We start from the raw sequence: 25,899 nt of genomic DNA, 5'->3' as shown, positions 1-25,899 counted from the left end.
TTCTTTAGGTTTGGCTATTTCACATCTTCGCGATAGAGCGGCATGCTCATGCAGCGCGGGCCGCCGCGTCCTCTTGAAAGCTCCCCGCTCGGGATTTCGATAACTTTAATGCCCTGTTCTCTCAAACATTCGTTAGAAATGTAATTCCGGTCATAGGTGACGACGACACCAGGAGCGATCGCGAGTGTATTGGAGCCGTCATTCCACTGCTCCCTGGCTGAAGCGATTTCGTCTCCGCCGCCGCAGAAGATCAAGTTGACATCTGAAAGGCCGAGCGTTCTTTTTAGCACTTCCGGCAGATTGTGTTCTTCAGTCGTACGAATGTCGTCTGCCGTTTCCCCTCTCTCAAGAACGAAGATCCGCATGTCTCCTTCAGGCCCCTGGATGGCGGGATGGATCGTGAATTGATCTCGGTCAACCATCGTGAAGACGGTATCTAAATGCATAAAGGCTCTGCTCTTCGGTATTTCGACGGCCAGTACGCGGCGAATCCGGCTCTGCCGCTGAAATAAGTTCCGGACAAGACGCTCGATCGCCTGAGCCGTTGTCCGTTCTGATACCCCGATCGCTACGGTATCTTCATTTAAGACAAGCTCATCTCCGCCTTCGATATTGAATTTGAAATCACGGTCAAGCCAAACCGGAATCTCATGCCCTTTAAAACGCGGGTGGTGATTGATAATGTAGCGCATAAACAGCGACTCTCTCCTGCGAGCAGGCTCTTTCATTTTGTTGATGGTCAGTCCGCTTCCGATGGCGGCCGCCGGATCTCTTGTGAAGTAAAGGTTTGGCATCGGATCGAGATAAAATGGATAATGGTCTTCCATCAGCTCATGAAGATGCGATTTCTTTTCGCGTTCCAGCTCATTTTTTCGAATGCCGCTCATCACATGTTCGACCATCGAATCGGCGTCAAAGGTGAGCAAGAACTCTTTCAGTCTGTCGTAAGCGCCGTTGATATCTGCTTTGCTTTCCGTTAACAGCTCATCGATAAACCGCTCGCGGATGAAAGCGTCATCCAGGGCTTCAGCCGTCAGCTTTTCTAAATAAAGAACTTCAACTCCCTGTTTCTTTAACGTTTCTGCAAATTGGTCATGCTCTTTTTGCACCGCTGGCAAAAAGGGAATATCGTCAAAGAGAAGCCTTTCCAGATATTCGGGTGTGAGGTTTTCCAGTTCCCGACCGGGCCGCTTCAGCATGACGGTTTTCAAAGGGCCGATTTCAGAGTAAACGTGTATCGGTGTTGTCATGATCATCCCGCCTCCTAAGCTCTTTTTGTTACATGTACAGCTTAAAACAGGAAGGAAAAGCGCGATGTGAAAGCGATAACAACGAAAACGTGATATATTTCACATGTTTTTTGATGAAGCAAAAACAAAAATGAATAATTATGATAAATCGAAAATGAGTCCTTGCAGGAGCAGAGAATAGAACGTATAAAACGTGTATATTTTTAAAGGGGATTTTTTGAAAAAATTTTTTTTGAGGGAAAAAAAGCTGATCCGGATGGCCGGATCAGCATAAGTGATCACAAAATGATTGGGCTGCCTCAGGCGATTGGGAAATCACAAGGCATGTATCGTTCCCGCATATACAGCCCAGCATTTCCGGGCTTCCCAGCTTATCAAGAAGGACGCCGATGGCATGGGCGTTGCCGGGCATTGTTTTAATAATGATCAAGTTGTCCGTCCGATGCACATGCAGGACAACGTCGGAGATTTTATCTTTTAATATTTTGGAAGGGTTGATGGATAAGGAAGCATTTGTCGTGTAGACAAGCTTTCCGTTTTCACCGGGCTGTTTCACAAGATACATTTCTTTAATATCGCGGGAAATGGTAGACTGCGAAACGGCGATGCCCCGTTTTTCCAGCAGGGATGCCAGCTGTTCCTGATTTTCTACCGGATGTTCGAGAATGGTTTGCTTGATGAGCCATTGCCGTTTTTGTTTGTTCATAAGAGCGCCTCCCAGGCAAAACACGTATATCTATTATTATAGGACGGTTTTATCGTCGGCAGATGGAAGCTATTTTACAAAAAAACAAATCTTTCAGGCTGTTAAAGGGGTTGATAGACCCCAAAATTTCACTTATAATGCTTGAAGATGACAAATTGATAACAGAGAAAAGGTGGTTTTCTAGGGTTCCGCAGTGGGTTCCGCGCTGGTCTGGTCCGAGAGAAAACACATAGCGAAGATATCGTTATGACACGGTGGGATAAAAGCCCAGGAGTTTTTGCTCTTAATCAAAGAGCTTCTCTCCGGGGCTTTTTTACTTTTTACAGGAAATCGACTACGAATAAGGAAGGGGATGCAGTTATGAAAAAGAAAGCAATGGATATGATCCTGATTGTTATAGGCGCATTTTTCTTTGCGTTAGCCGTGAATCTGTTCGCCATCCCGAATGACTTGGGAGAAGGCGGCGTCACGGGGATCACGCTGATTTTATACTACGTTTTTGAATGGTCTCCGGGCATCACAAACTTTGTGCTGAACGGCATTCTTCTGATTATCGGCTATCGCTTTTTGGATAAAAAAACGACGATTTATACCATCATTGCGGTGGCGGCCAATTCATTTTTTCTGCATGTTACTGAAGATTGGACGGTGCCGGCTGATGAAGTGATCATCAGCACGATCTTTGCCGGGGTATTTGCCGGCGTCGGCATCGGCATGATCATCCGTGTCGGCGGAACCACTGCCGGGTCTGCGATTCTCGCGAGAATCGCCAATAAATATTTCGACTGGAACATCAGCTATGCCTTGCTGATGATTGATTTAGTTGTCGTGTTCAGTTCCTACTTTATCATTGGTGCTGAAAAGCTGATGTTTACGATTGTCATGCTGTACATCGCCACAAAGGTCATGGATTTCATTATCGAAGGGCTCAACACGAAAAAAGCGATCACGATCATTTCTGAGCATAAAAACGAGATCGCCGCGCAGGTCAATACCTTGATGGACCGCGGCGTCACGATATTAACGGGACGCGGACACTATACGGGCGATTCCAAAGAAATTCTATACATTGTCATTAATAAACAAGAGCTGTCCATGCTCAAGAAAATTATAAGAAGCACAGATAAAAAAGCATTTGTCATCATCCACGATGTCAGGGATGTATTCGGCGAGGGATTTGTTGATATTTCAAAATAGGGGAAGGCTGCCGGCAGATGGCCGGGAGCCTTTTTGTATTCATCGGGTCGTGATTAGGGACAGATCGTCTGCTGGTTGGACGAATACGTGATCATTCACACTGCAAGTTTTATGCAGAAACCGGTTTCTGTGGTAAGGTAGATTGTGGCATGACTATCATTAATATAGAAATCCGCTTGCTGAAGTAAAGGAGGTCTATTATTTTTGGAACAGGGAGAAAAAAAGCCAATTGATGTGAAAAGCCGAATGTTCTTTAGAGTATGGGCTTTTGCGGGGACGGCAGGTTTCGGATTGGTCGGATTGTGGCTCTTTTATGAAGCAATAAAACTCGAATCGAAATATTCATTGCTTTACCTGGGAGTCGGACTTTTCGGGATCATCTATGGTTTGATTACTTTTCTAATGATATTTCCGGCCTTCACGAAAAAAGGAAACATCATCTTCAGCATGATCGAGGGAGAAGGCGGGCGGCTGTTCTCAGGGAAGAAATCTGTATTGTTCAAGGACATTAAAAGCCTTAAAATGGCGCAGCACCGCTTCAGCCCGAAAGGCATTTTCTTTATGGATATACTGATAGAGACGCGCGGGAACGGCATGGTGCGGATTCCGACGTACAACATTCTTCCTGAACCGGCATTTTATCAAGCGGTCGAGCTATACATTCTGCCCTATATGACGGAGGAAGCGCGTGCGGACTGGATCGGCCGGTTCACAGAAGCGCAAAGAAAAGCTTATTTAAATGAATTTCATAAAGATATTTAATCGTCCGGGAAAGAGCAATTTTCGAGATGAATGAAAATAACTGAAACCTTTGGGGAAATTCATTCGTCTTAATTAGAGGCCGTAGTCTTAAATGCGGAATTTTTTTACGCAGACGTGGACTGTTTGAGTGAGGGAAGCTGGGGGATTTTCATCGTGGACGCGCTTGAAAAACCGCCGAGACTTTTAGTAGAATGATATATTATCGTTTCCTCACGCTTCATTGACTGAAACAGAAAGCGGTCTGAAAAAAGTTTAAAAAGGGTAGAGGTTATCATGAAAAAAATATTCTCTCATAAGCTAAGCTTTTTTTTGTTAGCTGTTGTTTTTGTATGGGCTAAAACCTATGCTTCCTACTTTTTAGAGTTTAATTTGGGTGTGAAAGGGTCTACGCAGCACATGCTGCTGTTTATCAACCCATTCAGCTTCACGATTGCTGCACTCGGTTTGGCTTTGTTTGCTAAAGGCCGCCGGTCGGCGATATGGATCATCATCATTGATGCTGTGATGACGTTTGCTTTATATGCAAATATCCTGTTTTACCGTTTCTTTGATGACTTTTTGACGTTTGCAAACTTAAAACAAGCCGGAAACCTCGGCAACATGTCGGATGGCGTTTTTGACATCATGGCATTTCATGACGTTATCTATTTCGTCGACTTGATCATTCTGATTGCATTATGTGTGAAGCTGCCTGAACTGAAGGCGGCACAACTGAAAAAAAGATGGGCTGCAACTGTCGTTATCGGCGGAGTGGCGCTGTTTTTCATCAACCTTGCAGTTGCTGAGACAGACCGTCCGGAGCTTTTGACAAGAACATTTGACCGAAATTATATCGTCAAGTATTTGGGGCCTTACAATTACATGATCTATGATGGTGTTCAGGCTGCCCAAAACGCGAGCCAAAAGGCATATGCGAGCAGCGACGACCTGACGAGCGTCATCAACTATACAAATTCGCATTATGCAAAACCGAATGACGAGTATTTCGGCGCAGCAAAAGGCAAGAACATCATCAAGATTCATTTGGAAAGCTTCCAGACGTTTTTGATCGATTATAAGCTGAACGGAAAAGAAGTCACGCCGTTCTTGAACAAGCTGGCGCACGGCCAGAATGACATGATGTATTTCGATAACTTTTTCCATCAGACCGGTCAAGGTAAAACCGCGGATGCCGAATTGATGATGGACAACAGCCTTTACGGACTGCCTGAAGGCAGCGCGTTTGTAACAAAAGGGCAAAATACGTACCAGTCCCTGCCGGCGATTCTGAACCAAAAAGAAGGCTACACAAGCGCCGTGCTCCACGGGGATTACAAGTCATTCTGGAACCGCGACCAGGTGTATAAACAAATTGGTTATGACAAATTCTTCGATGCCAGCACATATGACATGTCAGAGGAGAATCTCGTCAACCTTGGCTTGAAAGACAAGCCGTTCTTTGAAGAATCAATTCCGAAGCTGAAATCGCTGAAACAGCCGTTCTATGCGCATTTAATCTCGCTGACAAACCACTATCCGTTTATTTTGGATGAAAAGGATGCCACCCTTGAAAAGGGAACGACGGGAGACAAAACGGTAGACGGGTATTTCCAGACGGCGCGTTATCTTGACGAAGCGCTTGAAGATTTCTTTAAAGAGCTGAAAAAATCGGGATTATATGATGATTCCGTCATCGTCATCTATGGCGACCACAACGGAATCTCAGAGAACCACAACCGTGCGATGAAAGAAGTATTAGGAAAAGAGATTACACCGTATCAAAACGCGATGAATCAGCGCGTACCGCTTATGATCCGCGTTCCGGGCAAAAAAGGCGGAGTCAATCATACGTATGGCGGCGAAATGGATGTCATGCCGACACTTCTTCACCTGCAAGGTATTGACAGCAAAAAATACATCAACTTTGGTACAGACCTCTTTTCTAAAGACCACGACGAAACTGTGGCTTTCAGAAATGGAAACTATGTAACGCCGAAGTACACGATGATTGATACGACCGTATACGATACAAAGACAGGAAAAGAGATCAAAGGCAACCAGGAAACGGAAAACCTCAAATCACAGGTGTCCGAACAGCTGGATCTGTCCGACCAAGTACTCTATAAAGATCTGTTAAGGTTCCACGAAATTTCAGACTTCAAACCTGTTGATCCATCAACGTATCATTACGGAAAAGAAAAAACCGGCGAGTAAAAACGAAAAGCCGCCTGACTGCTTTATGAAGCGTCGGGCGGTTTTTTTTGTGAGGCTGGTCCGCCGTTGTTCTAAGAAGCCGGCCCGGCACATAGATTGATAGGAAAGAGGACAGAACAAGGATAGAGGATGTGAGACCGTTGACCAAATCTCAGTATTTTTTTAAATTGCATCCTTTAATGGTGCCGGCCGGCTGGACAGTGAAAGAAAATCATTTGTATCAAAAGCCGATTCGCGATCCCCGCCGTACGCTCTTCACCTTGGAGAATGAAACCTCCGGTAAAATGGTACAAGTTGAATATGCTGGAGAACTGAAGTACGTTATCAGGATGCTAAATGCTGATCAAACGCTGGTCAGTGAAGATTCAGATACGCCGTATGAACAGCTGGTCGAACGGTTGGAAGATAGGATTCGCGCCTCTGGCGGCGCCCGCAATTTGCTGAGGCTTAGAATCCCGGCCGGTTGGACGGTTGTGCATCACTCATTAACCGATACAAACCCCGATGAATTGGCGCCTGACAGCAAGGCCTGGCGGTCAGATTTCAAACGGGATCTTTTGAAGCTGCGGCATGAGGAAGAATGCCTCCTCCTCGATATAGAGTGGTATCCCGAGTGCAGTCCGGCCGGCCATTATGCGCTGAAATTGATTAAGAACGGGAACTGGAACAGTCCTTTGGAAGACATGCTGTGCATCCATCCGAAGGAATTGGCCTATGAGATTCACGCTGTTTTGAAAAAGACTTGTGAACATCAATATGTTGATGAAGCCGGCGCATAACGCGGCCGGTTTTTTGTGTGAAAAGTCCTTTGTGCAATACATACTTTTTATTCAATAAAATGTCATATTTTTCTTGAGTGAATAAGAAAAATATTTTATCATGGTAAAAGATACATAAGAAATAGACGAAAGGGGTTAAACGGGATGAAAAAAATAGCAGCGGGTCTTTTGTCTGCCGGTCTTATCATCGGTTTTTCCTGGGGTGCCGGCGATGTGGCAGAAGCAAAAACGAAGGTAAAAACGTACAAAAACTGCAAAGCTTTAAACAAAGACTATAAAGGCGGCGTCGCACGTTCGAAGTCGGTCAAAAACAAAGGCGGAAAAACGAAGTACAAGCCGTATGTTTCAAAAGCGCTTTATGACGCCAATAAAAAGCTGGACCGCGATAAAGACAAAATTGCCTGTGAGCGCTGATATATCCAAAAAAAGATCTCTTGCTGAGGGGGTCTTTTTTTGTTTATCAGGAAATTTATGAAAATTAAAGACTGCTGAAACATAATCTTAACAGTGCGAACCTATACTTTGGCAAGAGAAGAGCAAAAGGGGAGTGGATGATGTGTCAGCTTTATTAAAGAAATTGATGTTATCTTCATTGATCGGGGTTTCTATCGGGTCAGCACTGTTTGCACCGGACGCGGGAGCGCAAGAGCCGGCGGCGAAGCCTAAAAAAGTGGCTGTCATTGCGCACAGAGGTGCTTCGGGATATGCGCCGGAAAACACGATGGCTGCCTTTGAAAAGGCGCATCAGATGAAAGCGGATTATATCGAGCTGGATGTTCAAATGTCCAAGGACGGGGAGCTTGTCGTCATTCATGATACAACTGTAAACCGTACGACAGACATCGGCTCAGTGCTGCCGGTCGCCGTAAAGGACTTGACGCTTGCCGAGCTGCGCAAGCTTGATGCTGGCAGCTACTTCGGGCCGCAGTTCGCCGGGGAACGCATTCCGACATTTGAAGAAGTGCTTGACCGGTATAAAGGAAAGATCGGAATGCTGATCGAATTGAAAGAACCTGCACGCTATCCGGGAATCGAAGAAAAAGTATCAGCGGCATTGAAAGAGCGGAGAATGGATAAGCCTAAAAACGGAAAAATTATTGTACAATCGTTTGATTTCAACTCTGTATACAAAATTCATCAGCTGCTCCCATCAATGCCGACAGGTGTCTTAACGTCAAAAACAGCGGACTTAACAGATGCAAAGCTCAAGGCATTTTCCGGCTATGCCAAATATGTGAACGCCAACTTAAAAAATGTGGCCGCTGATCCTACACTTGTGCCAAGGATTCATGCGTTCGGCATGAAAATTACCCCATGGACCGTCCGCTCCCGCGATGAAGTGCCTCCGCTTTTAAAGGCTGGCGTGGACGGGATTGTGACAGACTTTCCCGACTATGTTCCGAAAAAAGTACGCTAGATACTAAACAGAAGGCCTGCAGTTTGCTCTGCAGGCTTTTTCATTCATCAATAAAACTGGGCTAACAGCAGCAATGTCAGTGTAACGGTTATCGCTCCGCCGATTCTTGTGGATACCTGAGCAAACGGCATGAGCTCGAGGCGCTCGGCGGCGCTGAGAATGGCGATGTCCCCCGTTCCGCCCTGACCTGAATGGCAGGCATTGATAATCGCGGTTTCGATCGGGTACATGTTCAGCCACTTTCCTGTAAAAAAGCCGACGGCTATCATCGTGATCACGACAGATACGATCGTAATAATATTGGCAATATTAAAAGCAGCGATCAGCTTGTCCCACGGTGTCATGGAGACGCCAATGGCAAAAAGCAGCGGATATGTCACAGCAGTTGAAAAGAAACGTGACACGCCGTAGGCGCCGTTTTCCAAATTCGCCGGAGCCAAACGAAACAGTTTCACGGCAACAGCCAAGAGAAGCATCATGACGGGTGCTGGAAATCCGAACAAGTCATGTGAAAGCATACCGACCAAATATAATGAGACGGCAAGAATGCCTCCCGATGCAAAGTGGGAAAGGTTAAAAACGCTTTCTTTGTCTTTGTCGCGGCTTTCAAGCGGCAGTGCGTCCCCACTTTCGAAACGGTCGACTTTTCCGTTGCCTGTCCATTCAGGCTTTTTCTTCCCCATTACATTTAAAACCCCAGACAAAATGACAGCGCTTAAGCTTCCGAACATAATGGAAGGAATGACAAGTGCAAAAGCTTCCCCTTGTGACATGTGCATGATTTCCGAATAGCCGATGGACAGCGGAATGGCTCCCTCGCCAACCCCTCCGGCCATGATCGGAATCACAATGTACAGCAGCGTATGCTGAAATCCGAGGCCGAGCATTGTACCAACTGTCAGACCGACTGCCGCTGCGGCAATTGTCCCTGCGATCAGCGGAATGAAAATTTTAATGAACGCCCTGACCAGCGTTTCTCTTTTCATCCCTAAAATGCTTCCCACTACAATGGCTGAGATAAACAAATAAAGAAAGTTTGAGTTTTCTGTAAATTCAGTTGTTGATTTGATAATATCATCGGGAATGAGATGGTAATAGACGATAGCTGAAGGAATAAATGTCGCAAGTATAGCGGCACCGCCGACAGAACGAAGAAGCGGCAGCGACTTTCCGATTTGGGCGAAGGTGAATCCGAAAAAGCCCGTAACCGCAATAGCAGTTAAAATGTCGCTTTTCAGATCGTGCATATAGACAAACGTCACAATCAAAGCGAAGAGCAGCAAGTATACGGGCAGCGGAATGATGCCGATTTTAACATTCATTGCTCTTGCAAAAAAATTTTCATCCGGTTCTTTCGTTGTTTGAATCGGTATATGTTGTACCTTTGGTTTTGCTTCCATTTTCTTTCCCCCATCCTTTTTGTTATCCCTTTGCTCTGAGTTATTTAACTAAATTAAGTATACTAAAAAAATCAAAATTCAGACAACCGTGCAGGAAGACCTAGCTGTTTTCACATGATGATCTAGAGCGGGTCCATTTGGTTAAAGACGTGTCTGGACACTGTTTAATGGCCTTGTGCAGGCTTTTTTTGATGCGGTAATTCCCGAATCTCCTTTTACTGGAATCAAAATCGACACAAAAAAGCTGTCAATCCGTCAAAAATAAATCAAACATTTAGGAGCAGAGACCTTTTTTTCTGTGTGAACCGTTGATACATTCAGCTCCCGTCTCCGAAGAGACAGAGGACGTTTGCGACAAAAGATTCAATCTTGAGGTGGCATATATGTGAAGGGTTATCAACGTGAGCCTTATGGATTTTTTGGAAGAGAGTCTATAGTCTTATATTTTTCGCGTTTAAAAGACAATTAGATATGTTTTTTTATTATTTTTAAGGAAATTTAGGTCTAAAGGTGGTAATATATTCGAGTGCAAAAGAATGAAATGGAGGGAAATTTTAGAGAAACCCTTCCCGAAGGGTTTTTTATCAGCACATAAGGAGAAGAAAATGGAATTTATCTTACACTGCTATCCCGTCGCAATGATTGCCCTTATTCTCATCGGTTTTTTGGGATCTTGGATGAATCCGCGTTTCAAGAAATTTTTAATCATATTGTGTCTTATGACGAACGGCGTGTATATTGTTTGGCGGTTCGGCTATACACTGCCTGTCTCTCGCCCTGCCGACATCGTGATGGGCGTGATCCTGATTGCAACTGAATGTATCGGATTTTTACAGCTCTTGATCTTTTATACGCTAGTATGGAAGGAAAGGAAGCGGGAGCCGGAAACGCTGGGCGATCAAGACCATTGGCCGAGCGTTGATATTCTCATTGCAACTTATAACGAGGAGCGCCATGTGCTGAAAAAGTCAGTGGCAGGCTGTCTGAGCCTCGACTATCCAAAAGAGCTTGTCAACATTTATTTGTGTGATGACGGAAGGCGGACGGATATTCAAAAACTGGCTGAGGAACTTGGCGTTCATTACGTTACAAGGCCAAACAATGAGCATGCAAAAGCGGGGAATTTAAACCATGCGATGAGCTGCTCGAACGGGGAACTGATTGTGACGATGGATGCCGATATGGTTCCGCTCCCTTCATTTTTGCAGAAAACTGTCGGCTATTTTAAGAAGGAAAAAGTGGCTTTTGTTCAAACGCCGCAGGCCTTCTATAATGAAGATCCTTATCAGTACAACTTATTTTCCGGTGCGAACATTCCGAATGAGCAGGACTTTTTTATGCGCAGGCTCCAGGCCGGGAAAGACCGTTTTAATGCCGTCATGTACGTCGGCAGCAATACGGTTTTCAGAAGAAGCGCTTTGGAGGAAATCGGCGGTTTTGCGACAGGCGTGATTACGGAGGATATGGCAACCGGAATGCTTTTGCAAACGAAATTTAAATCTGTTTTTGTCAAGGAAGTGCTTGCCGTCGGTCTCTCGCCGGAAACGTGGACGGATCTTTTGAAGCAGCGCGACCGCTGGTGCAGGGGAAACATTCAGTGCGGAAAGAAGTGGAATCCGCTTTTCTTAAAAGGTCTTACACCAATGCAGCGCATTCTTTATTTTGACGGTATTCTCTTTTGGTTTTTCGGCGTTTTTAAGATGGTTTACATCCTGGCGCCGCTCTTGTTTTTGCTGTTTGGCATACATAGCTTAAAGACCGATTTGTGGTCGATCACCTCGTTTTGGCTGCCTGCGTTTTTAGGTTCTTACCTTTCATTTAAAGCCGTTTCGGACCGGCAGCGCAGCATGAGCTGGAGTCATATTTACGATACATCGATGGCGCCGCACATGGCGATATCGGCTTTGTCGGAATTCATTTTTAAAAAGCGGTTTGATTTTAAAGTCACACCGAAGGGCGTCAACACAGATCGGCTAAAATTCAAATATACGACGGCGCTGCCGTGTGCGATTCTGCTTGCAATGACGCTGTTTGCTCTCGGGAAAATTCTTTATGAACTTTGGTTTCTGCATACTTTTGATATGAACGTCACATCGTATCATTTATTTTGGGTTCTCTATAATATGACGGGACTCATACTTGCGCTGCTCGTTGCCTTTGACAGGCCGAGATTTCGAAGCTCTGAACGGTTCACAGTCAACAAGCCGGCGGCTTTTTCCACCGTTTCTGGCGATGAGCACGAATGCGAACTGATCGATGTGAGCGACACGGGCGCGCGTATCAGGCTGCCTTATCAGGCTGATTTGCACATGTACTATCATGTGGACGGTCTGATCATAGATGCGGTCGGAAAAGTGCCGGCTCGGGTGATGTGGACGACAAAAGACGATGCAGACATTGAAATCGGGCTGCACTTCAAAGAGATGGACAAGGAACTGTATGTGAAACTGATCGGTTTTATGTTTGATGAAGAAAATGAAAAAAAGGCCGACCGGGAAAAGCGGGCTGATACGTTGTCAACAGTGCTGCGATTTTTCATGAAAACAGAAAAAAGCCCGGATGCATACAAGAGAAAACACGTCCGCGAGGCCTTTCAAGGTCTGGGAACATTGCTGTTTCCCGATGATGCAGAGAAAGGCGCCCACGAGATCATGATTAAGGACATCAGCTTGTCAGGCTGTCAGATTGAATCCGGCGTCCCGCTTGAGATGAATGAACATGTGTTGGTTTCTATCAATGAGAAGGATCTGGATCAGCGGTTGGCGCTCGTCTGCTGGATAAAGAAGCGGAAAAAGCGGTACACAGCGGGATTGAAATTTATAGATGGAAATGCGGCACAATCCATAGGAGACCCGGTAGCATAAGCTGCGGGTCTTTTTTTATCAACGGTCTTCCTGTACGGTCCGCCCGTTTTCGAATTTCATACTTTGATTCAGCATGTTTTCTTTAGCTGTTATCTTTATGGGATGAATTTTAAGGACAACGGTTTTGCTGCCTAAACTCGATCTGTACTTTTCAACATGTGTTTTGTGAAGCGGAGTACTGTAGTATCCTGGTACGTATTTGTCGAGAAGAGCCTGCATCGCGGATGTTGCTTCATCTAAGTCTGTGATGATTGACGCTGTGCCGAAAAGAATGACACTCATATAAGCGGTATCGGTTTTAGCGGGAATGGGATGAACCATTGTTCCATATTGTTCGCTGACTGTGAAACATACGTTAGGATTTTCTTGCAGCATGTCCATTTTCCGTCCCTCTGATGCACCGTGAAAGTAAATGTAACCGTTTTTCCAGACGAAATTCAAAGGGATGACATATGGATATTCATCTGTGGACATGCCGAGATAACCGGTTTGCGCTTCTGTTAAAAATTGATCAATCTTTTTTTCATCTGTGCAGACAAGCTGTTTTTGCCGAATGGAATGAGCCATCACATTCACGCTCCTTTTTATTATTAAACTGATTTTAAGTTGTTATTGTCCCTTTAAAAAGAGACAATAATAGAAAACTTGATGAGGTCAGATGATGATAGAGTTAACGCCTTTACTCAATAAACAGCTTAAAACACCTCTGTATATACAGCTTTACGAATATATCAAAAAAGAAATAGAGGCCGGCGGCATCCCAGCGGGAGCTCTTTTGCCGCCGATCCGCTATTTATGCGAACATTTGCATCTAAGCAAAAATACAGTTGAAAGCGCCTATCAGCAGCTCACTGCAGAAGGCTATACAGAAAGCAGGCCAAGGATCGGCATCAAAGTGCTTCCCTTGGAGAAAACACTGATGCCGCCTAGTCAATTGAAGATTCATACCAATCGGGAACAAAAAGACACAGGACAAGCTTCAGCGGCAACATATGATTTTAAATATGGTGATATCGATTTAAGCCATTTTCCATTCAAAACATGGAGACGTTGTCTGCAGAATGCAATGGACAGTGGAGATCATGACTTATTTTTGTATGGCGATCATAAAGGCGATTTCGGCCTTCGCACGGAATTGGCGAAGTATTTATTTCAGGCAAGGGGTGTGCGCTGTGTACCGGAGCAAATTGTGATCTGTTCCGGTACGCAGTATGCAGTCGGACTTCTTTGCCAGCTGCTCTCAATGCACGGCCGATTGGTTGCGGCGGAAAATCCGGGATATGATGGTGTGCGTTCCGTTTTCCTCAACCATGGATGTGAACTTCAGCCGATTGGTCTCGAGACAGACGGGATCAATTTGTTTCAGCTTGCTGCAAGCCGAGCCAAACTCGTTTATATTACGCCATCTCATCAGTTTCCGTATGGAATGGTCCTGCCGGTACAGAAGAGGCTGAAATTGCTTGAATGGGCAAGCCGTGAGAATGCCTACATTATCGAAGACGACTATGACAGTGAATTCCGCTATCAGGGCAGGCCTATTCCATCTTTAAAAGCGCTTGATAAAAAAGAAAAAGTCATTTATTTAGGGACTTTTTCAAAGTCATTTCTTCCGGCAGCGAGATTGAGTTATATCGTTCTGCCTTCAAAGCTGGCGGATGAATTTCAAGAAACGCTTGGCCGCTACAGCCAGTCCGCTTCACCCATCATTCAAAAAGCGATGTTTTTATTTATGAAAGAAGGTTTTTTCGAAAGACACATCCGTAAAATGAAAAAAGTATATCAAGAAAAGCACAAAACATTAATATCGGCCATTAAAACGCATTTCGGAAATGACATGGAAATCATCGGCGAAAAAGCGGGGCTCCATATTTTGATGAAGACAGACCGACATGCACAAGACCTCATACATAAAGCGGAAAAACTCGGTGTGAAAGTTTATCCGGTATCAGATTTCTGGCTTGAGCCACATAAAAGCAGCTCTTCCATCGTCATGGCGGGATTTGGGGGGCTTTCTGAAGCGGAAATTGAAGAAGGGATCAGCATACTGCGTAAAGCTTGGCTTTCATCATCAAAGCAGGAACGGTGAAAAATGCTCGTTCCGAAACCGATATTAAAAAGGATTCAATAGATAGAAAGCGGGAATACTTGTGAAAAAAATGAAACTGCTCATTTTGCTGCTTATGTTGATGGGAATGCTGTACGGGTGTTCCAGTCATGAAGCAAAAGGAGAGGAAAAAACAGAACCAAATACGGCTCAAAAAGCGGCAAAACAATCAAAACAGCAGGCGGAGCATGATCCATCCTCCAAGTGGATCAAAGTGAAGGGCCCCGCCCGCATTCCGATTCTCATGTATCACAGCATTTCCACAGGAAACAGCCTGCGCGTACCGGAGGCGGAGTTCCGCGGACATATGAAATGGCTGAAGGATAACGGCTATTACACACTGACACCTGAAGAAGCCTATATTGTCTTAACACAAGACAAAATGCCGAGTGAAAAATGCGTGCTGATTACGTTTGATGATGGTTATACAGATAACTTTGAAAAAGCGTACCCGATTTTGAAAGATTATGAGATGAAGGCGACAATTTTCATGATCGGTAAATCGGTCGGCAGAAAAAATCATTTAACCGAAAGCCAAATGAAAGAAATGGCCGAACACGGTATTGCTATCGAAAGCCATACGATCAATCATGTCGAATTGAACGGACTTGCTCCAGAGCAGCAGCTGAGTGAAATGACTCGTTCCAAAACATTGTTTGACGGCATGCTTCAGCAGAACACAACCATGCTGAGTTATCCAGTTGGACGCTATAATGCCGAAACGCTCAAACAGGCTGAGAAGGCGGGGTATCAAATGGCGGTGACGACAGAGCCGGGGGCGGCTGCTAGGGATCAGGGGATGTATGCGCTGCACAGGGTCCGCATCTCGCCGGGAATGTCGCCGGACGCCTTTGGAAGAATGGTGGAACACAGCATACAATAGGAAAGACGGCATTTATCATGATGCCGCTTTCTTTATTTTTTTTCATTTTGGTCCGTCGGGCTCATGACAAGCCGCAGATTTGGACGCATACCTTCAGAGGTTCGGCGGTTTACCGGCTGCCCGGGTGCGGTTTCGATGACCCTCAAAAATCCGGTCGGCGCAGCTGCCTGGCGGATCAATATTCTGCTTTTCGGTGCCGCTTTTGTATAAGATCTTTTGTTGCTCTTGTCAAAAAAGAATGAATACAAAATAAACAGAGCCAATAAAACCAGTAAAAAAATCATCTGGAAAAAACCCTCCTTATTGTGAATGTCTTCTTTTAATATCGAACAAGTAGGTGCAAAGTTTTATATATTTTGTAACAGAATCGATTAATTGTGACTTTTAAATCGTTTGAAGAGCGGGAATCTGCTGTCTTTACATCATTCCCAATCGGAAGTCTGGTTAAACAACTGGATTGATGATGGCGTATTTGGAGTTAGATGGTGAATGAATGATGAAGTGAGATAGCTGGAACATACCCGGCTGACTGCAGCAAGAACTGCATACAGCCTAAGGGTCCGAGCAGAAGATAGGGAAAGGCAGCCCGCGGGTCTTAACAGCCGCCGCCATCACCGCCGCCACAATCTCCGCCGCCACCGAAATCACTTCCGCTGTCGCCGGATGAATCAGGACCCCCGACAAAGAAAGTTGAAGAGCTGCTGCCGCTGTTGTTTCCGTCGGACGGCGCCATGGCGGCGTAGAGGAAGAATCCCACCAGGATAAAACCGATCATTCCAACAATCATATCAAAACCTCCTAACCAATATGACTTATGTTTTACTACGAACAACGGGCCAAAAAGTTTCGGAAATCTGTAAAATTATAGTAACACAAAAAACGGCTAGACGCCGTTTTTTTACTGCCTGATCAATTTGGTCCGAACTGCACTCGGCATATCGCCGGGCTGTACTTCTTCCCATGTCTCAACGTATTTTCCCTTCGCGTGTACCTTTAGGTAGGCGTTTTTTCGAAGGGAGCCGCTGGAGGAGAATGTAATTTCTTTTTCCTTCCCAGTGTCATTATATCCTTCCAGCGTGTACTCATAGCGGCCCGGACTCAAGTGCTTTCCGTCTTTGTTGATTTGGACATACACGCTTTCTTTCTTCACAAGTGGATTGAACCTGTCTGTCACCTCATGATGAATTAATAGAAATGCACCGATGCATACAACAGCCAAACCGGCTGTAATCAGAGAAATTGTTTTTTTCATATTTTATCACCTTAAAAATCCTTTTAATTTTTTCAAATAGCTTTTTCGAATGATCATAAAGAATAATAGTTGGAAGGTCAGAAATCCGCCTATCGTCATCAACACCGGAGCTGCAAAATGACCAAGACTCTGCGCCTCGAGCGTCTTCATCGCAAAATACGTATGAACTGCTGCAAGAGCGAACGGAAAGAAGAACAGGATGGCCAATTGAATCGTCACGCTCTGCGACATTTCCTTTTCGCTCAGGCCGATTTTTGCAAGCGACCGGTAGCGCTGCTGATCTTCTTCAAGATCGGTAAACAGGCGGAAGTAGAGAAAACTTCCGGATGCCGTAAAAAAGAGAACCGCAATAAAAAGGCCGATAAACAGACTCAGGCTTGGAAGCTGAACAGTTTCAAAATAAGTACTGGCCTTTGCGTCAAATTGAAATCGGATATTGGGAGCTTTTTCTCTAAGATCTTTTTCCAGTGATTGGATCATATCAAGGCTCTCTTTCCAGCGGTTGTAGTTATAGCCATACAATGTGACGAATTCGCCTTGTTTTTTCAGCTTTTCGAAGGTTTTGCCGTTTACGACAACGACGCTGTTTAACAAAATGAGCGGTTTTTTAATACCTTTCACTTTTAGATGTTCATTTGCCGGCTTCGAATCTTTGTTTAACATGTTCAAGGTCTCGGGAATTTCCGGCTTTTCTTTCGCCTCGATGGCGTTCGGATAATACATCGCCTCGCCGTCTTTCAGTTCGCCGGAATCTGACTTAAAGTGCTTTTGGAATTCGCCTTCAGAGGTCAGGAGCACCCAGGGTCCCTGGCTATAGCTCATATAAATTCCTTTTGTCACTTCCTTTTCATATGAAAAATGTCCGTCCTTCAACTTTTGTTCGATCAGCTTAACGTGTGTCTGTTCCTTTTGGTTCCCGCTGTATAATAAGTACTCTATCTCATATCGAGAATCCAATTTTCCGATAGAAGTCTTGGAAATCACCAATGTACCAGTGGCGGTAAAGGCGACGGCTGAAATGATGCAAACGAGAAAGAACAGACGGGCATTATCGTTCAGCCGATAGACAAGATCGGATACCCAAAGCACGTTTTTTCCGCGCAAATAAAATGACTTCCGTTTTTTTAAGAGCCGCAGCAGCCAAATGCTGCTTTGGCGAAAGAAGAAATAAGTCCCGATGATCGTCAGAATTAAGATCGTGACGGCTTGGGGAAAATGGATGTCGGCGAACAATACGAGCCAGTAGCCTGAGCCGAGGCAGCCGATGCCGATGACCGAAACGATAACAGACGGTTTTGGGTCAGATTTTATTTTCCCTGTGCCTTTGATCAGCTTGGTAACGGTTTTTGATTTAATAAACAAAACCGTAAATTGCGACAGCAAAATAAACAGCATGAGAAAGCAGGCGGCTGTGAGAGCCAGCGCTTTCCAAGGCAGATACAATGGCAAAGCGTCCATTTCCAAAATATAAGCGCCGATCGTAAAAAATGTTTTTGCAAAAACCAGACCGCCGATGATCCCTGTAACGATCGAGAGCACGCCGATGATGATGTTTTCTGCGGTGATCAGCTTCCTCAATTGACCCGGAGCGATTCCCTGGATGGTGAGGATCCCGAATTCTCTGCTTCTCGACTTGAGAAAGGCGTTGACGGAATAAAGCACAAACAGAATGGAAAAGGCGAAAATCATCCATTCAGCCACCGATAATCCCCGCTTTGCAATGGTGTTTAAGTAGCCTTTCTCTAAAGCGGGGTGGAACAAAAGCATCGCAAATGTGAAAAAAACCATCACTGAAAACGCGCTGCTTAAAAAGAAGGCAAGATAGGCTCTTTTATTCCGGACGACGTTTTTATAAGCGAACTGAAGAAAGGTCATTGGCGTTTCCTCCCAGCATGGACAGCACATTCAGTATCTCTTCATAAAATATTTGGCGGTTGGCGCCGCGGTGGATTTCGTTGAATAATGTTCCGTCTTTAATAAAAATGACGCGCCGGCAATAACTTGCGGCAACAGGGTCATGCGTGACCATCAATATCGTGGCATTGTCGTTTTCATTAAGATGCTGCATCGTTTCCATTACGTCTTTTGACGCCTTCGAATCGAGGTTTCCTGTCGGTTCGTCGGCGAGGATGAGAGCGGGCTGATGAATGACGGCTCTTGCGATGGCCGCCCGCTGCTTTTGTCCGCCGGATACTTCAAACGTCCGTTTATTCAGAAGTTGTTCGATGCCGAGTTTTTCAGCAATCGCCTGAAGTTTATCTTCCATGACGGAAAGCGGTTTATTTTCAAGCGTTAAGGGCAGCATGATATTTTCACCGATCGTCAGCGTATCCAGCAAATTAAAATCCTGGAATACGAATCCGAGCTGTCTGCGGCGAAAGTGGGCAAGCTTGGCCCTCTTCAGATGATGCGGATTTTCTCCGCGAATCAAAATGTCGCCGGAATCAGGGCGGTCAATCGTCGAAATGATATTGAGAAGCGTCGTTTTTCCGGAGCCGGACGGCCCCATGATCGCCGTGAACTCACTGCCTTCGACATTGAATGAAATATCTTTTAAAGCCTGATGAGAGACTTGTCCTTTATATGTTTTATTGATGTTTTTAACGATCAGCATGTCTGTCATGATATCCTCCTTTTGCGGTGCTTTTTAGGGGTGCCCGCTTCCAATATGTTGCGATTCTTCACATCCACTCCAGTGCCCATTCGGAATGCTCTCAGCCAAAAGCTTGAATGGCCCGTGTGCAGAAGCAAAGTATGGCGGGCCTCGTTTTTTGTTCAGCGCGTCGATAAATGACGAACAAAAAGGAAAAGATCATGTAGAAGCGCTGAACAAGTGACGTTTATTTGGGCGATCAGATGGCAGAGGGCCCGCCTGCCCTGAAGTCGATCATAAAAATGATTCCGCATAAAGCGAATCCTCTATCATCAATTGTGTCGATTCTTTTCATAAACTTGGATTGCAAATAAAAAATCCTCCTTGCCACGTTTGTTTGTGTAAACAAATCATATCAAGGAGGATGTGGATGAGCTATGCGGTTTTATTAAAGAAGACTTACATTTTTGTAAGGAACGAAAATTGCACAGTCGTTCCTTTCCCTTCTTCTGAAGCGATGCTCACATCATGATTGAGCTTTTCCGCAATCTCTTTTACAAGGTAGAGGCCGATGCCCGTTGATTCCTGAAAGCGTCGTCCGTTTTCCCCGGTGTAATAAGGCTCAAATACCCTTTTCAAATCTTGTGAAGGAATTCCGACTCCGTAATCTTTGATTTCCAGGATGATGCGTTCGCCATTACGGAATATCGTCATATCGATGCGTTCGCTTTTTCCTGACGAATACTTCACAGCGTTGGTGATAACCTGGCCAACGGCAAACTTGAGCCATTTGCGATCGGAGTAAATAACGGCGTCTTCAGCGGGAACCTGTTTATTTGGATAGACCCGATGCTGTATAAAATAGCGTTTATAGCGCTGAATCTGAGAATGAAGCAGCTCGCCAAGTGACACGGCTTCAATTTTAAAATCCTTTTCAAACAGGTCAAGCCTTGATGAATAGAGGAGCGTTTCCAGTCCGTATTCAATCTGCTGGACTTCTTTTTTGATTTGTTTAAAAACGGGTTCGTCCTCTTCCTGGATGATCAGATTGATGACGGAAAGCGGTGTTTTCACCTGATGCACCCATTGATTCATGTAGGTTACCCTGTCTTCCAGCTTGGACTCCATCTCATGTATTTTGCGGTGGTGGAGCCGGCTCAGCTCCATATGTTTTTCATAGAGCTCTGAGCAAAATTCAGCCGTCCCCAAAAAAGGAATTTCTGTATCTTTTTGTTCTGAGCCGAGCCACTGGTAGACTCTGTGTTCTTCATACCATTTGTACGAAAGATAAAGCGCCAGCGCCAGAAGCTGAACGCCGAGAATGTAAAAAAGGTGGGTGAAAGTCTGCATTCCGGCAAACCAATAGTAAAAAAACACGAATCCGCCCTGAAAAAGAAACAGAAGAATGAGAACGGCATGGTTTTTTAGGAACAGCTTCATGATTTCGCCCTCAGCTGATACCCTTCGCCCCGCACTGATTCAACTGAGAAGGGCACGTCCATGCTTCGCAATTTTTTGCGAATCCTTGTAATATAGACATTTAACGTGTTTTCATCTATAAATGTATCGGTTTCCCATGTCTTCTCCATCAACCGGTCTCTGCTTGTCACTTTTTCTCCTCTTTCAAGCAGCACTTCCAAGAGTTTGCTTTCCTTTTTTGAAAGCTCGAGCTTCTCATCCCGGCAGCGCAGCTCAAAACGTTCGACAAACAGCTGAACGCCTTCAAATTCAATCACTTTTTCTCCTTGCTTAACGGCGTATTCTCCAAATGCCCTGCGAATTTGGCCTTTAATTTTAGCGAGCACCACTTCATACGAAAAAGGCTTTTCTATATAATCATCGCCGCCGTTTTCAATCGCCATGACCTGATCCATTTCTCCGCTTCTCGCTGAAATGAAAATGATCGGACAAGTCGAATGCTGGCGGATTTGCCGGCACCAGTAGTACCCGTCGTATGCCGGCAGATTGATGTCAAGCAATATCAGATCGGGCTTCTCTTGGAGAAACATTTCAAGGATAGAGGTGAAATCAGTAGCTGCAACAGTTTCGTATCCGTATTTTTCTAAATGATCGCATAAAAGCTTCCGAATGTCTTCGCTGTCCTCGACAATCATGATTTTCGTCATTTTGAACACTCCTATGAACAAGTCTCCGCTGCCGAAAATGAGCGATTCCATTATAAAATCGGCAGTGAAGGTCTCTTATGTTAAGAATATCATAAAAAATTTTTTTTCATGTGAGCGCTTAAGGTTTTTGCATACCAGATCATGATAATTCAGTTTCTGTGAGTTAAAATAGGAATGGACGACTGTCAAAAAAGGAGAGGATCAAATGGCAAAATACAGAGGCTATATCGGAACATATACAAAAGCAGACAGCGAAGGGATTTATACATTTGAGCTTGATACGGAAAAAAAGGCGTTAAGCACGCCAAAGCCGGCAGCAAAGCTGGGCAGTCCGACATATTTGAATATCGCCAAAGACAATGAAATGCTCTATGCAGTGGTCAAAGACGGCGATAATGGCGGGGTTGCCGCATACCGTGTTGACGGCTCCACAGGAGAGCTGACTTTCGTCAACCAGCAGGCCGGGGAAGGACCATCGCCTTGCCACGTCAGCGTCGATCAGAATAACCGCTATGTTCTGTCCGCCAATTACCACAACGGGACGATCATGGTATACCCTTTAAATGAAAGCCGCGGCTTGCTTGAGCCTTCAGCAAAAGTGCAGCATGAGGGAACAGGACCGCATGAGAGGCAGGAAAAAGCGCATACTCATTATTCCGGATTCACACCTGATGAGAAGTATGCAGTAGCCGTCGATCTCGGAACGGATCATATCATTACGTATCAATTGAAAGAGGACCGGCTTGAAGCGGTGAAAAAACACGCAACTGCACCGGGGTCAGGGCCGAGGCATATTGAGTTCCATCCGCAGGAAAAGTATGCGTATGTATTAACGGAGCTGAGCAATGAAGTCATCGTGTTGGAATACAATCCTGATTTGGGTGAATTCAGGGAGATTCAAGTCATTTCGGCATTGCCGGAAGGGTTTGACGGTGCAAGCCAGGGCGGCGCCATCCATGTCACTAAAGACGGCAAATTTGTATACGCTTCAAACCGCGGACACGACAGCATCGCCGTCTTCAGCATCAACGAGTATTCGGGCGAACTTTCCCTGGTTGAACACGTATCAACTGAAGGGGAATGGCCGCGCGACTTTGAGATTGATCCTTCAGAGCAATTTTTAATCGCTTCCAACCAGGAAACAGGGACATTGACATTGTTTGAAAGAGACTGGACAACGGGCCGGCTGACGCTTTTGCAGTCCGGAGTTCCTGCTCCTGAAGCGGTTTGTGTGAAATTTTTACATCAATAAAAGCAAAAAAACTTGACTGGCTAAAAAGGCCAGTCAAGTTTTTTTCTTTTTATAACACTTGCAGCATGCGGTTAACCGCTGTCATTTTACCCCGCATCCAGCTCTTTTTTGACCTTGATAAACGCAACCATCTGCTTGATTTCTTCTTCGGAAAGAAGCGTCCCGTCGACTGCCAGCTTGAGCTTATCCCATTCCGTCAGTTCAATGGCTTCGTTTTTAGCCTTTTCATCCCGGGGATCGTCAACTCTGCCAAGCAAAAAATCAGTGGAAGTATTGAATAAATCAGCGATTTCGATAAGCGCCTCTAAAGAAGGGCGGCGGTAGCCCGATTCATAGCCCGCGTAAGTGCTTTTCGCAATACCGAGGCGGTCGGCAGTATATTGCAATGACCATTTTTTATTTTTTCTCAGTGTTGTTAATCGATCTAAATTCATATCTTACGCTCCTTTTAATACACAGTGATTATAGCACATTATCAGCAAAAGTGTACGCGAAATGAATAAAGTTTCTTGATTATTTCACATTTGAGGACTATAATTGCATTGAAGGTACGCATAAAGCGTATACATTCCTGATGTATCAAGCCTTCTTCGTAAAAACAAAACATGCTTTATACTGTATAAAACTACTTCTTAAAGAGGTGTAGCACATGAAAAAGTTACTGCTGTTGACCACCGGCGGGACCATCGCTTCAGTAGAAGGCGAAAACGGACTGGCTCCGGGGGTTAAAGCGGAAGAGCTTCTCAACTATTTATCTGATGACCATTCTAATTATACGATAGATTGCCAATCTTTAATGGATATAGACAGCACCAACATGCAGCCTGAACATTGGGTGATGATGGCTGAGGCTGTATATGAGAATTACAGCAGCTACGACGGATTTGTGATCACGCACGGAACCGATACGATGGCCTACACCTCGGCGGCGCTTTCATACATGCTGCAGAATATTGATAAGCCTGTTGCGATTACAGGTTCCCAAGTTCCGATTACATTTAAGAAAACGGATGCGAAAAAAAATATTAAAGATGCGGTCCGCTTCGCGTGCGACGGTATCGGCGGAGTTTACGTCGTCTTTGACGGCCGCGTCATTTTAGGCACGAGAGCGATCAAATTAAGAACAAAAAGCTACGATGCATTTGAAAGCATCAATTATCCTTACGTTGCTTTCATTCATGACAAGGAGATCGAGTATAACAAACGGGTTCCCGAAGTGAAGCCAGGCGCTTTGAAACTCGATACCTCCTTAAATACCGATGTTTGTCTGGTGAAGCTTCATCCCGGATTAAAGCCTGAGTTTTTTGATTGTCTGAAAGGTTCATATAAAGGTATTGTGATTGAGAGCTACGGAAGCGGCGGCATTCCTTTTGAGAAAAGAAACATTTTAGAAAAAGTGAACGAGCTGATCGATTCCGGAGTAGTCGTAGCGATTACGACACAATGCCTTGAAGAAGGAGAGGATATGAGCATTTACGAGGTCGGCCGCAAGGTAAACCAAGATGCCATCATCCGCTCGAGGAATATGAACACCGAAGCGATCGTTCCGAAGCTGATGTGGGCACTAGGAAAAACCGGACAACAAGCTGAAGTCAAAAAGATTATGGAAACGCCAATTGCAGACGATATCATCATCTAAAAAAAGAAAGCAGGGTTAAAAAATGAAAACTGAAATGACATACCGGACGGAAAAGGATTTTCTCGGAGAAAAAAAGATTCCGGCCGATGTCTACTACGGTATTCAGACATTGCGGGCAGCGGAGAACTTTCCAATTACAGGATATAAAATCCACGAAGAAATGATCAAAGCGCTGGCAGTGGTGAAAAAAGCGGCCGCGCTTGCCAACATGGAGACAAAACGTCTTTATAAAGGCCTTGGAGATGCCATTGTCCAAGCCGCTGATGAGATCCTTGAAGGAAAGCTGCACGATCAATTCATCGTTGATCCGATTCAAGGCGGCGCAGGAACTTCAATGAATATGAACGCGAACGAAGTCATCGGAAACCGTGCACTTGAACTGCTCGGCCACAACAAAGGCGAATATATTCACCTGAGTCCGAATACGCACGTCAACATGTCTCAATCGACAAACGACGTCTTCCCGACGGCGATTCACATTTCAACGCTCCAGCAGCTGGAAAAGCTGCTGGACACAATGGAATACATGCTTGACGCGTTTAAGAAAAAAGCGCGCGACTTTGACCACGTCATTAAAATGGGCCGCACACATCTTCAAGACGCAGTGCCGATCCGCCTTGGGCAGGAATTTGAAGCTTACAGCCGCGTGATTGAACGCGACATCAAACGGATTAAACAATCGCGTCAGCATCTGTATGAAGTCAATATGGGCGCTACCGCGGTTGGAACGGGATTGAACGCGGATCCGCGCTATATTGAAAATGTTGTCAAGCACTTGGCTGAGATCAGCGGTCTTCCGCTAGTCGGCGCTGACCATCTGGTGGATGCGACGCAAAATACGGACGCGTACACTGAAGTTTCGGCTGCATTAAAAGTATGCATGATGAACATGTCGAAAATCGCCAACGACCTTCGGTTGATGGCATCAGGTCCGCGTGCAGGACTTGCTGAGATTTCTCTTCCGGCAAGACAGCCGGGTTCATCCATCATGCCGGGGAAAGTCAATCCGGTTATGGCCGAGCTGATCAACCAAATCGCATTCCAAGTCATCGGAAACGACAATACGATTTGTCTCGCTTCTGAAGCCGGACAGCTCGAACTGAATGTGATGGAGCCAGTGCTCGTCTTTAATCTCCTGCAGTCCATCAGCATCATGAACAACGGATTCCGTTCGTTTACCGATCACTGTGTAGCAGGAATCGAAGCGAATGAAAAACGCTTAAAGGCATATGTAGAAAAAAGCGCAGGTGTCATTACTGCGGTCAACCCGCATCTTGGCTACGAAGCAGCTGCAAGAATTGCAAGAGAAGCGATTTTAACAGGGCAATCCGTCCGCGATCTCTGTCTTCAAAACGATGTGTTGACAGAAGAGGAGCTTGATCTGATTTTGAATCCTTATGAAATGACAAAACCGGGGATTGCCGGGGCTGAACTTTTAAATCGGGATTAAGCTGAAAAAACAGTACGCGAAAACACTCTGAA

24 protein-coding genes and 1 riboswitch are annotated in these 25,899 nt (G+C 45.2%); of the genes, 12 read left to right on the top strand and 12 right to left on the bottom strand.

Features of this window, described 5'->3' with window-relative positions; genetic code table 11:
• Positions 1-14: 14 nt before the first annotated feature.
• Positions 15-1,250, bottom strand: a complete 1,236-nt coding sequence (arcA, locus tag M1D67_RS21230) for an arginine deiminase (protein ID WP_023856930.1) — start codon at positions 1,248-1,250, stop codon at positions 15-17.
• Between the two features lie 265 nt (positions 1,251-1,515).
• Positions 1,516-1,956, bottom strand: coding sequence for an arginine repressor (gene argR, locus M1D67_RS21225; protein ID WP_020453463.1), 441 nt, complete (start codon positions 1,954-1,956; stop codon positions 1,516-1,518).
• A gap of 169 nt (positions 1,957-2,125) precedes the next feature.
• A riboswitch (guanidine-I (ykkC/yxkD leader) is annotated at positions 2,126-2,232 on the top strand.
• An 84-nt stretch (positions 2,233-2,316) separates the two neighbouring features.
• Here argR and M1D67_RS21220 point away from each other — a divergent pair.
• The 6 genes from M1D67_RS21220 (at position 2,317) to M1D67_RS21195 (ending at position 8,304) form a co-directional block, all read left to right on the top strand.
• Complete coding sequence (locus tag M1D67_RS21220; protein ID WP_020453462.1) at positions 2,317-3,153, top strand: YitT family protein; 837 nt, start codon at positions 2,317-2,319, stop codon at positions 3,151-3,153.
• 246 nt (positions 3,154-3,399) lie between these two features.
• Positions 3,400-3,915 carry a YfjD family protein gene (locus tag M1D67_RS21215; RefSeq protein WP_479831856.1) on the top strand — a complete coding sequence of 172 codons (516 nt, stop codon included), beginning with the start codon at positions 3,400-3,402 and terminating at the stop codon, positions 3,913-3,915.
• Positions 3,916-4,188: 273 nt separating this feature from the next.
• On the top strand, positions 4,189-6,108 hold the full coding sequence (gene ltaS / locus M1D67_RS21210; RefSeq protein WP_195257897.1) for a lipoteichoic acid synthase: 1,920 nt from the start codon (positions 4,189-4,191) through the stop codon (positions 6,106-6,108).
• 131 nt (positions 6,109-6,239) lie between these two features.
• Positions 6,240-6,887, top strand: a complete 648-nt coding sequence (locus tag M1D67_RS21205) for a hypothetical protein (RefSeq protein WP_479831496.1) — start codon at positions 6,240-6,242, stop codon at positions 6,885-6,887.
• A gap of 144 nt (positions 6,888-7,031) precedes the next feature.
• Positions 7,032-7,301, top strand: a complete 270-nt coding sequence (locus M1D67_RS21200; RefSeq protein WP_020453458.1) for an excalibur calcium-binding domain-containing protein — start codon at positions 7,032-7,034, stop codon at positions 7,299-7,301.
• Positions 7,302-7,443: 142 nt separating this feature from the next.
• Positions 7,444-8,304 (top strand): glycerophosphodiester phosphodiesterase, encoded by an 861-nt coding sequence (locus M1D67_RS21195; protein ID WP_023856934.1) that lies wholly within the window; start codon positions 7,444-7,446, stop codon positions 8,302-8,304.
• Between the two features lie 47 nt (positions 8,305-8,351).
• On the opposite strand, the gene cimH is transcribed toward M1D67_RS21195, so the two are convergent.
• Positions 8,352-9,704, bottom strand: a complete 1,353-nt coding sequence (gene cimH / locus M1D67_RS21190; RefSeq protein WP_020453456.1) for a citrate/malate transporter CimH — start codon at positions 9,702-9,704, stop codon at positions 8,352-8,354.
• A gap of 605 nt (positions 9,705-10,309) precedes the next feature.
• On the opposite strand from cimH, the gene M1D67_RS21185 reads away from it, so the two are divergent.
• Positions 10,310-12,568: a glycosyltransferase gene (locus M1D67_RS21185; RefSeq protein ID WP_479831495.1), complete on the top strand. Its 2,259-nt coding sequence runs from the start codon at positions 10,310-10,312 to the stop codon at positions 12,566-12,568.
• Positions 12,569-12,586: 18 nt separating this feature from the next.
• On the opposite strand, the gene M1D67_RS21180 is transcribed toward M1D67_RS21185, so the two are convergent.
• The gene (locus tag M1D67_RS21180; RefSeq protein ID WP_025810577.1) at positions 12,587-13,135 is read right to left on the bottom strand and encodes a pyridoxamine 5'-phosphate oxidase family protein; all 549 of its coding nucleotides are present in this window, start codon (positions 13,133-13,135) and stop codon (positions 12,587-12,589) included.
• Between the two features lie 94 nt (positions 13,136-13,229).
• Between M1D67_RS21180 and pdxR the strand changes: the two genes are divergently transcribed.
• Both pdxR and M1D67_RS21170 read left to right on the top strand, forming a co-directional pair.
• Positions 13,230-14,654 (top strand): MocR-like pyridoxine biosynthesis transcription factor PdxR, encoded by a 1,425-nt coding sequence (pdxR, locus tag M1D67_RS21175; RefSeq protein WP_179289510.1) that lies wholly within the window; start codon positions 13,230-13,232, stop codon positions 14,652-14,654.
• A 70-nt stretch (positions 14,655-14,724) separates the two neighbouring features.
• Entirely contained in the window at positions 14,725-15,555 is an 831-nt protein-coding gene (locus M1D67_RS21170; protein WP_479831855.1) for a polysaccharide deacetylase family protein, read from the top strand.
• Positions 15,556-15,587: 32 nt separating this feature from the next.
• Here M1D67_RS21170 and M1D67_RS21165 read toward each other — a convergent pair whose 3' ends face one another.
• From M1D67_RS21165 to M1D67_RS21135, 7 genes are all read right to left on the bottom strand, one after another.
• Positions 15,588-15,839 carry a hypothetical protein gene (locus tag M1D67_RS21165; protein ID WP_020453451.1) on the bottom strand — a complete coding sequence of 84 codons (252 nt, stop codon included), beginning with the start codon at positions 15,837-15,839 and terminating at the stop codon, positions 15,588-15,590.
• 311 nt (positions 15,840-16,150) lie between these two features.
• Positions 16,151-16,342, bottom strand: a complete 192-nt coding sequence (locus M1D67_RS21160) for a hypothetical protein (RefSeq protein ID WP_268509939.1) — start codon at positions 16,340-16,342, stop codon at positions 16,151-16,153.
• A gap of 111 nt (positions 16,343-16,453) precedes the next feature.
• A complete protein-coding gene (locus tag M1D67_RS21155; protein WP_065644380.1) occupies positions 16,454-16,807 on the bottom strand; it encodes a YxeA family protein in 354 nt (117 codons plus the stop codon).
• Positions 16,808-16,813: 6 nt separating this feature from the next.
• Entirely contained in the window at positions 16,814-18,682 is a 1,869-nt protein-coding gene (locus tag M1D67_RS21150; RefSeq protein ID WP_479831494.1) for an FtsX-like permease family protein, read from the bottom strand.
• Positions 18,657-19,430 carry an ABC transporter ATP-binding protein gene (locus tag M1D67_RS21145; protein ID WP_020453447.1) on the bottom strand — a complete coding sequence of 258 codons (774 nt, stop codon included), beginning with the start codon at positions 19,428-19,430 and terminating at the stop codon, positions 18,657-18,659. Before M1D67_RS21145 ends, M1D67_RS21150 begins: the two co-directional genes overlap by 26 nt.
• A 429-nt stretch (positions 19,431-19,859) precedes the next feature.
• Positions 19,860-20,840: a sensor histidine kinase gene (locus tag M1D67_RS21140; RefSeq protein WP_095291338.1), complete on the bottom strand. Its 981-nt coding sequence runs from the start codon at positions 20,838-20,840 to the stop codon at positions 19,860-19,862.
• On the bottom strand, positions 20,837-21,526 hold the full coding sequence (locus tag M1D67_RS21135) for a response regulator transcription factor (protein ID WP_020453445.1): 690 nt from the start codon (positions 21,524-21,526) through the stop codon (positions 20,837-20,839). Before M1D67_RS21135 ends, M1D67_RS21140 begins: the two co-directional genes overlap by 4 nt.
• Positions 21,527-21,731: 205 nt before the next feature.
• Here M1D67_RS21135 and M1D67_RS21130 point away from each other — a divergent pair, with 205 nt between their 5' ends.
• Positions 21,732-22,778, top strand: coding sequence for a lactonase family protein (locus tag M1D67_RS21130; protein WP_149169724.1), 1,047 nt, complete (start codon positions 21,732-21,734; stop codon positions 22,776-22,778).
• An 86-nt stretch (positions 22,779-22,864) separates the two neighbouring features.
• On the opposite strand, the gene M1D67_RS21125 is transcribed toward M1D67_RS21130, so the two are convergent.
• Positions 22,865-23,212 carry a helix-turn-helix domain-containing protein gene (locus tag M1D67_RS21125; protein WP_020453443.1) on the bottom strand — a complete coding sequence of 116 codons (348 nt, stop codon included), beginning with the start codon at positions 23,210-23,212 and terminating at the stop codon, positions 22,865-22,867.
• A 215-nt stretch (positions 23,213-23,427) separates the two neighbouring features.
• On the opposite strand from M1D67_RS21125, the gene M1D67_RS21120 reads away from it, so the two are divergent.
• Both M1D67_RS21120 and aspA read left to right on the top strand, forming a co-directional pair.
• The gene (locus M1D67_RS21120) at positions 23,428-24,417 is read left to right on the top strand and encodes an asparaginase (RefSeq protein ID WP_020453442.1); all 990 of its coding nucleotides are present in this window, start codon (positions 23,428-23,430) and stop codon (positions 24,415-24,417) included.
• 22 nt (positions 24,418-24,439) lie between these two features.
• On the top strand, positions 24,440-25,867 hold the full coding sequence (gene aspA, locus M1D67_RS21115; protein WP_256163465.1) for an aspartate ammonia-lyase: 1,428 nt from the start codon (positions 24,440-24,442) through the stop codon (positions 25,865-25,867).
• Positions 25,868-25,899 lie beyond the last annotated feature (32 nt).

The organism is Bacillus sp. PK6-025 (assembly GCF_056530265.1).
The sequence above is the reverse complement of the archived record's forward strand: the minus strand, read 5'-3'. Positions and strand labels throughout refer to the sequence as shown.